This is a genomic window from Bradyrhizobium sp. YR681 (assembly GCF_000282615.1).
Lineage (GTDB): Bacteria > Pseudomonadota > Alphaproteobacteria > Rhizobiales > Xanthobacteraceae > Bradyrhizobium.
Map to the genome: position 1 here is coordinate 70912 of NZ_AKIY01000209.1, position 9410 is coordinate 80321.

Below are 9410 nucleotides of genomic sequence, written 5' to 3' on the forward strand. Positions count from 1 at the left end.
ACGTACAAATCAGACCTGCACCAATCGTGCCAAATGACAAAGTCAGGGCAAACCATGGCGAACCAAGGGCAGAGCGCCGATCGCGGTCTTGAGGGGCTCACTGCCGCCGCCAAAAGTGCTGCCAGTACCGAGGGCGCCAAAAAGGGCCTGCCTCCGGTGCATCTGTGGAATCCGCCGTTTTGCGGCGATCTCGACATTCGAATCGCCGGCGATGGTACTTGGTTCTACATGGGGACGCCAATCGGCCGTCACGCCCTGGTCCGCTTGTTCTCGACGATCCTCAAGCGCGAGGGCGACAAGCATTTTCTGGTGACGCCGGTGGAGAAGGTCGGCATCCGCGTCGACGATGCGCCGTTCATGGCGGTCGAAATGCAGAAAGACGGCGAGGACAACCATCGCGTGCTGAGCTTCCGCACCAATGTCGACGACTGGGTCACTTGCGATGCCGCGCACCGGCTCCGCTTCGAGCAGGCGCAGGATGGCGGCTTGACGCCCTATCTGCACGTGCGCGCCGATCTCTGGGCCAAGGTGACGCGTGCGCTCTATTACGATCTGGTTGACATGGGCGAGGAGCGGATGGTCGATGGCCAGCCGATGTTCGGCGTCGAGTCGGCCGGTGAATTCTTCGCCATGGCCGATGCGGAGCAGGTGAGGGCCGCGCTTTGAACAAGCCTATCCCCAGAAGCGATCCCGCCATCCTCGGCGCGGCGGATTTCTTCGCCCGCACGCGCGCGCGGCTCGGCTTCGACGTGCCGCCCGGCCTGTTCGACCCGAACATCATTCCGGCCTCGGGCGATCCCGGCACCGACAAGATGCTGGAGATCGTCGCCCGCGAGCAGCCGGTGCGACCTGCGGCGGTCCTGATTGCGGTGGTGGACCGTCCCGAGCCGACCGTCCTGCTGACGCAGCGTTCGGCGCATCTCAACGACCACGCCGGCCAGATCGCCTTTCCCGGCGGCAAGATCGACGCGACCGATTCCTCGCCGCTCGATGCGGCGCTGCGCGAGGCCGAGGAGGAGGTCGGCCTGTCCAGGGACTTCGTCGAGCCGATCGGCTATCTCGATCTCTACGGCACCGGCTTCGGCTTCCGCATCCTGCCGACGGTCGCAAGAGTGCGGCCCGGCTTTGACCTCACCATCAACCATTCCGAGGTCGATGACGCCTTCGAGGTGCCGCTCTCCTTCCTGATGAACCCGGCGAACCACCAGCTGCACAGCAAGGAGTTTCGCGGCATGGAGCGTTTCTACTACGCAATGCCGTTCGCGGAACGCTACATCTGGGGCGCGACGGCCGGCATGCTGCGTGTGTTGTATGAGCGGATCTACTCATCATGATCCGGCCGGTCCTCACCGAGATCGGAATCTTCCTCATCCCCTTTGCCGTCTATGCGCTGTTCCTGGCCGCCAGCCGCTCCGGGGTGTTCGCGCGATCGTCCTGGCCGGTCACCGTCGTCGCGCGGCTCGTGCTGGCCGCGCTCGTGCTGGTCATCGCGGGGCTGATCGGCCTCGCGCATTACTCCGGCGCCCCACCGGATTCGACCTATATTCCCGCCCATATCGAGAACGGCAAGCTCGTGCCGGGCAGGGAAAGCTGAATGGAAAGATAAGGGCTGGACGATGAGCGCGGAGCCGATCCTTGAGCCGGTCCTTGCCGATGCGCCCTGGCTGACCGCAGGCGGGACCGCGCGCGTCCTGCAATTGCTCAACGCCGATGGCGAGGAGGCGCGCGTGGTCGGCGGCGCCGTGCGCAACGCGCTGCTTGGCCTCGTGCCCGGCGACATCGACATCGCGACCACGGCGCGGCCCGAGGAGGTGGTGCGGCGCGCCAGGGCCGCCGGCATCAAGAGCGTGCCGACCGGCATCGACCACGGCACCGTCACGCTGGTGATCGACAGCCACCCCTACGAAGTCACGACGCTGCGCGAGGACACCGAGACCTTCGGCCGCAAGGCCAAGGTCGCGTTCGGCCGCGACTGGGTGAAGGACGCCGAGCGGCGCGACTTCACCATGAACGGCCTGTCGGTCGACGCTGATGGTGTCGTGTACGATTATGTCGGCGGCATCGCGGATGCCAAGGCGCGCCGCGTTCGCTTCATCGGGAATCCCGACCAGCGCATCGCCGAGGATTACTTACGCATCCTGCGCTTCTTCCGCATCCACGCCGCCTTCGGCGCCGGCGATCCCGACCGCGACGGCTATCTCGCCTGCATCCGGGGGCGCGCGGGCCTGGCCCACCTGTCGGCCGAGCGGGTGCGCATGGAGATGCTGAAGCTGCTGGTGACGTCAGGCGCATCCGCCGCCGCGCTGGCGATGGCCGATGGCGGATTGCTGCAAGCCCTGATCGGCGGCGTCGCCTATCCCGGCCCGCTCTCGGCGATGATCGCGATCGAGCGCGAGCTCGGCCTTGCCGCAAGCCCGACGCGGCGCCTCGCCGCGCTGGCGGTCGCCGTGACCGAAGACGCCAGGCGGGTCGCGACGCGGCTGCGCCTCTCCAATGCCGAGGCCAAGGCGCTGGATTCGATGGGGCATCGCTGGTGGCGTTTTGCCACCAAGGACGAGGCCAATGCGCGGCGGCTGCTCTACCGGCTCGGGCCAGAGCGCTATCACGATCGCGTGTTGCTCGGCTGGGCACGGGCCGGCGGCGACGTCGGTTCGTCGCGCTGGCGCGCGCTCGCCGAACTGCCGCAGCGCTGGACGGCACCGAAATTTCCGCTTCGCGCCGCCGACTTCATCGCACGCGGGATGGCGGAAGGGCCCGCGCTCGGACATGTGTTGACGCTCGCAGAGGACGCTTGGCTTGCGGCGGATTTTCCACTAGAGGAAGCCGCACTCGCTTCCATCGCCGATCAAGCAGCGGCCCGCATCGGCCGCGACGGGAAAAATTGACCATCGTCTCGGGCTTCGCCGATATCTCGATTTTCCAGCTCCTGCTGGTAGCAATGATGGCGTTGTTTGCTTCGATCATCGGTGGTCTCGCCGGCTACGGCACCGGCGCCCTGATGCCGCTTGTCCTGGTGCCGCTGGTCGGCGCCGAGCCGGTGGTGCCGATCATCGCGATCTCCGCGATCTTCACCAATGCGAGCCGCGCGATTGCCTATTTGCGCTATGCCGATCGCCGCCGCGCGATGATCGTGCTCGCCTGCGCGGCATTGACGACCGCGCTCGGCGCCTACGGCTACACCCGCCTCACCAATGCGGGCGCAGCGCTTGTGATCGGCTCCATGCTGATCCTCAGCGTGCCTTTGCGCCGCGTGCTGCGACGGCGCCAGGTCAGGATCGGCGACAGCGGCCTTGCCGCCGGCTCGGTCGGCTACGGCGTGCTGGTCGGCGGCACCTCCGGCTCCGGCGTGATCCTGCTCTCGCTCCTGATGGCCGCGGGCCTCGAGGGCGCCGCCGTGATCGCGACCGACGCCATGATCTCGCTCGGCACCGGCCTCATCAAGATCTCGGTGTTCGGCCTCGCCGGCGCCGTGAATGCACAGGTGCTCGCCTTCGCGCTGCTGATCGGCGGCATCGCGATCCCCGGCGCGTTCCTTGCAAAAGCTTTCGTCGAGCGGATGCCGGTGCACATCCACACCGCGATCCTCGATGTTGCCGTGATCACCGGCGGGCTGGTGATGATCTCGGCCGCGGCGAGGCAGCTGATCGGGTAGATGACGCCGGTCCAATTCGCATTCGTGCCTCGCATGCGGATCGAACCTCTCCCAGGTCGCTTCAAGTTGTCGTATGCAAACCGCATCCGTTCCTTCGGTTGAAGGCTGCGTCCGCGCTGCGGATCGCGCCGGAAGGAACTTCAGTTGCCAATTTCGATGCCTCCCGCAGCTCCAATTCCTTTGCGCTTGTCAACTCCCCGGCGAAGTGCGAGATTCGTGCGTGACTTCGATTTGCGCGTGAGCCTGCGCCGCGAAAGTTCAACATGATGCGACATCAGCGCATCCGGAATTCAGCCTCCCTGAGATCCTTCCTGCTCGCCCTTGCGATCGCGACAATCGGCTGCGGCAATGCGTATCCCGCCGGCCTTGTCCTCGTGGCCGCCGACAGTTCGCCCACGGCCTATGTCAGGGATGGCAAGCCGTCCGGAATACTTGTCGATGTCGTGACCGAAGCCTTTCGAAGGGCTGGCGAGCCGGTTGAAGTTCAGGTGATGCCCTGGGCACGTTGCCTGGCGGAAGTTCGCAGCGGTCGTGTCGACGGAATATTCTCCGTTTTCAGGCTGCCTGAGCGAAATGAGTTTCTCACCTACACCAGCGTCCCGGTCATCACCCAGGTGCTGGCGTTTTTTGTCCCTGCCGATTCCGATGTGCAGTTTGACGGCGACATCGGCAAGCTGGGAAGGCTTGGAATCGGGACCATCAGGGGCACGAGTTACGGCCTCAAGGTCGATAACGCGCTCAGGACAGGGGTATGGTCGACCGTTGTCGAAACCAACAATGTCGATAACCTCGTTGGCATGCTGTCTCTGAAGCGGATCGATCTGGCGATCGGCTACCGGCATGTCGTCCTCGAAGCCGCGCGCAACAAGGGCTATCTGGACAAGATCAGGGAGCTGTCTCCGGGCATCGACGAGATTCCAAGCTATCTGGCATTCAACAAGCAGCATGACTATTCGAAAGTCATTGCCGATTTCGATCGAGCACTGACGAGTATGAAGGACGACCGCAGCTTTGAGGCCATCTACGAGAAATACCTGGGGCCCAAGGCCGTGCACTAGCAGACGTGGATTACGTTGACGGTGCAGTCCGACACTGTCACCGTGGTCTCGCCGCCCTGTTGCGGGCGATCGTAAAGCGCGTACCATCGCGCCCATGCCAATCCAAGCAACCCCTGGGGAATCCCAATGACTGATCGAGAAAAGATTCTCATCGCGCTTCGCGAAAAGCCCCTGAAGACTTTCGACATCATGAAGCGCGTGAACATAAAGAACCAGGACGACTGCCAATCGCTCCTGTTGAAGATGCGCGACGACGGCGCCGTGAAGTTCGACATTCACAAGGGACATTGGCGCGCTGCGTGACCACGCGGCGATCACGCGAGGCGCCGCGTGGATTTGTTTCTCAAGTGCGCTCGTTCTTGGCCGGTATCGGCAGGCACTGGTTGCTGAAATAACCGATCGCGCCGCGCACCAGCGGAACATGGCAGACGAAGCCAGTGGGCCGGTATCGCACCCTGATGCGGTCCAGCTGCGCCATGGTCAACGTCATGAACGCATCGAGCCGGCGGGCCTGAAGCTGCAGCCTTTGCTCGCTGCTGGCCGGCGGCCTCGTCGTCTCCGGCCTGTTGGGGGTGTCGCTGCTCGAAGCCAGCGTGGTCGATTGACCGCGGAGCGCCTCGAAGCAATGGTGCATCACCAGAACGTGGTGCTTGGCGCTCCACCAGTTGACGGTGACAACCTTCTGCAAGGGATCGATCGTCCCGTCCGCATGCCTGGCGCAGAGATTGACATAGGCCTTCAGTCCGTCGGCCGTCGGATCGTTGCAGAGGTCTTCGCTGGGGCGTCCCGGATCGCCGCCATTGTAGATTGCTCCCTTGAACTGCGGCTGGTTGGCCTCGGCTTCGCAATCGAAATTGTACTTCGTGAGCAGCGATGCCGTCAGGGGATCCTGGTCGAGCGTGTGCTCCGCCGCTGCATCGCGGCCCATATCGCTGGGCCAATCGATGTAGATCTCCGCCTTGCGCGCGAAGATGGTGCCGTTCCGCCGCAACGATGCCCGGGCTTTCCGATAATCCGAGAACGGTTCGAGCGTCTTCTCGTCCACCGGCATGAAGGCGGGATTTGCCTGCGCCTTCAGCGAACCGAACTGTCCGGGCAGCATGTTCTCCTGCTGCGTCTGCACTTCGGCGAAGGCTTCCGAAATGTCGAGGAAGGTTTTCGTCGCCATGTCCATGTCGGCCTTGGCTTGCTCACCCACCTTTTGCTCATAGGAGCTCATGTACTGGAAGGATCCGCCGAGCAGGCCGGTCAGCAAAGTGACCGCCGTCAATCCTTTCGTGACCGAGAGCCGGCTGTCCCAGGATTGGATCCTTTGCCACGCACTCGGCGTGTCGGCCGGGGGTTGCGTACGCGCTGCGTCCTGGCTCTGCTCCATGGTCGCCTCCAACTCACTCCACGCCCCATGGGGCAAGGATACCGCAATCCCGAATTGCGGATTGTGAAGCATTTCACTTCAGGTGAGGCAGGGGGCTGTCAGGTCTGGTCCGGCGGATTGCGCTTGCTTGCGTGGGGTTTCGCATCTTGGCCGACCTGCGCCATGCAGCGATGTCCGCTGCCGCGCCGTGATTGGCGCAGAAGCGGACATCAGTTGCGGCCGGAGCCGGGCGCTCAGATCTGGCCGGGATGCGGCCTCAGCCGTGCCTATTCCTCGTCTTCGTCGTCCTCGTCTTCATCGTCATCCTCGTCCACCTCTTCCAGGTGTTCGAGCACGGCGAGCGGCAGCGTTTCGCGAAACAGGTCGCCTTCCACGCCCATCCAGAGACAGATCACGTCGTCGCCCTTCACTTCCGCGACGGTCAGCGGCTGGCCGCCGGATTTGAGCATGACGATATCGCCGGCTTTCAGTTCCATGGATGGTCCTTTCGGGTTGATTGATTGAAGAAGCTAGCAAGCCGGCATGACACGCCGATCACGGGATACGGGATCAGTGGATGTGCTGCGGCAGCGCGCATCCGCGGCCAGACTGGGAAACGCCGATCACGGAGGTTCAAGTCGGAGCGGTGCCATTGCGAGAGGCGAGAACGCCTGTCGGACGGGTTGCGCAGGGGCTGGTCCGTCCCATGCGCCGCGATGATGGCATCATGCCCCTGTTTTGCCCGACGGGTCAACCGATTTCGTAAAATCAGCAAACGATTGAGTTCAAGCCTTTGATTTTACGACGGCCGGCTACTGTGCATGGGGTTGTTTTCGATGTTTTGCGTCAGACCCGGTCCGGCACCAGTTCGGTCAGCGAGCGGATGATGCGGTCGGGCTTGATGGTCGATCCCTCGGGCAGGCCCTCGCCATGCACGTCGATCCAGATCGCATAGATGCCGAGCCGCTGCGGCGTCACGACCTCCCATTCCAGATTGTCGCCGATCATCCAGGTGTCTTTTGCGGTGACACCGAGCGCCTCCATCGCATGCAGATAGGCGCGCTCCTCGGGCTTGCCGAAGCCGTGCTCGCCTTCGATCTGGATGTGGTCGAAGCGGTGCGCGAGCTCGAAGCGCTCGACCTTGGCGCGCTGCATGTCCGCGGCGCCGTTGGTCACCAATGCGAGCTTGATGCCGTGGGCCCGAAACGCGTCGATCGCATCATGCGCGCCGGGGAAGACGAAGATCGCTTCTTCGCGATAGGTGGTGAAGCGGTCGGCGAGGCGATCGGCGAGATCGTCGGGGACGGCACGGTGGCCAGCGGCGGCGAGTGCGGCGAAGCCGCCTCGCACCGTGAGCCGCCGTGCCTCGCCAAGCTTCATCCGCCAGATCGGCTCCGCGGTCGACCAGAATTGCCGTGCACAGGCGAGCACAGCGGCTGCGACCTGCTCCGGCGGCAGCGGCGCGAGCTCTTCGGCGAACTCGTTCGTGATCGTGTTCCAGGCGATCTCGGGCCGGCCATAGGCCGACAGGATGGTGTCGTCCATGTCGATCAGCATGGCGCGGGGCAGGGGCTTCATTGCAGGCTTCATCGTGGTCATGGCCATTTCACCTCCGGCGGCAGCGACGACAGGATCGAGTCGACATTGCCGCCGGTCTTGAGTCCGAAGATGGTGCCGCGGTCGTAGAGCAGGTTGAATTCGACATAACGGCCGCGGCGGATCAATTGCTCCTCGCGGTCCTCGGCCGTCCAGCTCGTCGCGAAATTGCGGCGCACGATATCAGGGTAGATCTTCAGGAAGGCGCGGCCGACGTCCTGGGTGAAGGCGAGGTCGGCGTCCCAGTCGCCGCTGTCGTGCCAGTCGTAGAAGATGCCGCCGATGCCGCGCGCCTCTTTCCGGTGCGGCAGATAGAAATACTCGTCGCACCACTTCTTGTACTTGTCGTAATCGGCAACGCCGTTCGGCTGGTCGCAGGCCTCCTTCATCGCGGCGTGGAAGGCGATGCTGTCGGCGTCCTCCTGCGTGCGCCGGCGGTCGAGCACCGGCGTGAGGTCGGCGCCGCCGCCGAACCAAGCCTTGGTGGTGACGACGAAGCGCGTGTTCATGTGCACGGCGGGCACATGCGGATTGCGCAAATGCGCGATCAGGGAGATGCCCGAGGCCCAGAAGCGCGGATCTTCCGCGGCGCCCGGGATCTGTGCGCGATACTCCGGCGCGAACTCGCCGTGCACGGTCGAGCAGTGCACGCCGACCTTCTCGAACAGGCGGCCCGACATCATCGACATCACGCCGCCGCCGCCGGCCGTGCCGCTGTGGTCGGTGCGCTGCCAGGGCGTGCGCTTGAAGCGGCCGGCCTCGCCGGGATAAAGGCTTTGCGGCGCGTCGTCTTCCAGCCGCTCGAAGCTCGCGCAGATGTCGTCGCGCAGAGCCTCGAACCAGGCGCGGGCGCGGCTCTTGCGGTCTTCGATCGTCGAGGCGTCCATGTCCAAATCCCAAACCGGCCCAGTAGGGTGGGCAAAGGCGCCCTTGCGCCGTGCCCACGATCTCTCTCCATCATCTCGAATGGTGGGCACGCTCCGCTTTGCCCACCCTACGAATTCACCCCTGCGGACCGTAATAGGTGCAGCTCTCGTTGCAACTGTCGCGGTGGATGCTGACGCGGGTCAGCTTGCCGATATGCTGTAGCCGCTCCCAGACGAAGCGCGAGAGGTTTTCCAGCGTCGGGGTCCCCAGCGCCTCGATCTTGTTGAGGAACTTGTGATCGAGCGTCAAGCGCACCTCCTCGATGGCGCGCTGGAGCAGGCCGAGGTCGACCACCATGCCGGTCTTGGCATCAGGCGTGCCGCGCACCGTCACCTCGGCGCGGAAGGAGTGGCCGTGGATCTCTTCGCTCGCCGCGCCAAACGTCGTTCCCGACAGCGAATGCGCCGCCTCGAAGCGGAACGATTTCGTCAATTCCCACATCTGTTCGAAAACCAATCCTATCTGATGCCGAGCGATTTATGCGTCTGCACGCTCAGCCGCCATTGCGGGTGGTGCAGGCAATAGTCGATCGCCCGTGCGGTATTCTGGATCACCTCGGGTCCGTCCATCGGCTGGAGCGAGAAGCGCTCGAAGGCGAGGTCCTCGAAGGTCTCGGGTGAGGCGAGGGCTTGCGGATAGACCAGCTTCAATTCGTGGCCGCGCTTTTGAACGAGCTCGCTGCCGCCCTTGGGGCTGACGCAGATCCAGTCGAGCCCCGCCGGCGCGGCGATCGTTCCGTTGGTCTCGACGCCGATCTCGAAGCTGCGGGCATGGAGCGCGTCGATCAAATCGGCATCGACCTGGAGCAGCGGCTCGCCGCCGG

13 protein-coding genes are annotated in these 9410 nt (G+C 64.3%); 7 read left to right on the forward strand and 6 right to left on the reverse strand.

Going from position 1 to position 9410, the window contains the following annotated elements:
• Positions 1-54 precede the first annotated feature (54 nt).
• The 7 genes from PMI42_RS21150 (at position 55) to PMI42_RS40100 (ending at position 5013) form a co-directional block, all read left to right on the forward strand.
• The gene (locus tag PMI42_RS21150) at positions 55-666 is read left to right on the forward strand and encodes a DUF1285 domain-containing protein (RefSeq protein WP_008137820.1); all 612 of its coding nucleotides are present in this window, start codon (positions 55-57) and stop codon (positions 664-666) included.
• Entirely contained in the window at positions 663-1334 is a 672-nt protein-coding gene (locus PMI42_RS21155) for a CoA pyrophosphatase (RefSeq protein WP_008137822.1), read from the forward strand. Before PMI42_RS21150 ends, PMI42_RS21155 begins: the two co-directional genes overlap by 4 nt.
• Positions 1331-1594: a DUF6111 family protein gene (locus tag PMI42_RS21160; RefSeq protein ID WP_008137824.1), complete on the forward strand. Its 264-nt coding sequence runs from the start codon at positions 1331-1333 to the stop codon at positions 1592-1594. The genes PMI42_RS21155 and PMI42_RS21160 overlap by 4 nt, the downstream gene beginning before the upstream one ends.
• Before the next feature lie 22 nt (positions 1595-1616).
• On the forward strand, positions 1617-2885 hold the full coding sequence (locus PMI42_RS21165) for a CCA tRNA nucleotidyltransferase (protein ID WP_008137826.1): 1269 nt from the start codon (positions 1617-1619) through the stop codon (positions 2883-2885).
• The gene (locus PMI42_RS21170) at positions 2882-3652 is read left to right on the forward strand and encodes a sulfite exporter TauE/SafE family protein (protein WP_008137827.1); all 771 of its coding nucleotides are present in this window, start codon (positions 2882-2884) and stop codon (positions 3650-3652) included. Before PMI42_RS21165 ends, PMI42_RS21170 begins: the two co-directional genes overlap by 4 nt.
• A gap of 263 nt (positions 3653-3915) precedes the next feature.
• Entirely contained in the window at positions 3916-4710 is a 795-nt protein-coding gene (locus tag PMI42_RS21175) for a substrate-binding periplasmic protein (RefSeq protein WP_008137829.1), read from the forward strand.
• Between the two features lie 126 nt (positions 4711-4836).
• Complete coding sequence (locus tag PMI42_RS40100; RefSeq protein WP_008137831.1) at positions 4837-5013, forward strand: hypothetical protein; 177 nt, start codon at positions 4837-4839, stop codon at positions 5011-5013.
• A gap of 40 nt (positions 5014-5053) precedes the next feature.
• Here the strand turns inward: PMI42_RS40100 and PMI42_RS21180 are convergent, their stop codons facing one another.
• The 6 genes from PMI42_RS21180 to PMI42_RS21205 all read right to left on the reverse strand — a co-directional run.
• The gene (locus tag PMI42_RS21180) at positions 5054-5980 is read right to left on the reverse strand and encodes a hypothetical protein (RefSeq protein ID WP_210160934.1); all 927 of its coding nucleotides are present in this window, start codon (positions 5978-5980) and stop codon (positions 5054-5056) included.
• Positions 5981-6351: 371 nt separating this feature from the next.
• Positions 6352-6561, reverse strand: coding sequence for a YodC family protein (locus tag PMI42_RS21185; protein ID WP_008137834.1), 210 nt, complete (start codon positions 6559-6561; stop codon positions 6352-6354).
• Between the two features lie 349 nt (positions 6562-6910).
• On the reverse strand, positions 6911-7669 hold the full coding sequence (locus tag PMI42_RS21190; protein WP_008137835.1) for an HAD family hydrolase: 759 nt from the start codon (positions 7667-7669) through the stop codon (positions 6911-6913).
• Positions 7660-8547, reverse strand: a complete 888-nt coding sequence (hemF, locus tag PMI42_RS21195; protein WP_008137836.1) for an oxygen-dependent coproporphyrinogen oxidase — start codon at positions 8545-8547, stop codon at positions 7660-7662. Before hemF ends, PMI42_RS21190 begins: the two co-directional genes overlap by 10 nt.
• A 115-nt stretch (positions 8548-8662) precedes the next feature.
• Positions 8663-9028, reverse strand: coding sequence for a 6-pyruvoyl trahydropterin synthase family protein (locus PMI42_RS21200; protein WP_008137837.1), 366 nt, complete (start codon positions 9026-9028; stop codon positions 8663-8665).
• Positions 9029-9045: 17 nt separating this feature from the next.
• A partial coding sequence (locus PMI42_RS21205; RefSeq protein ID WP_008137838.1) for a radical SAM family protein occupies positions 9046-9410 on the reverse strand: 365 nt, incomplete at its 5' end.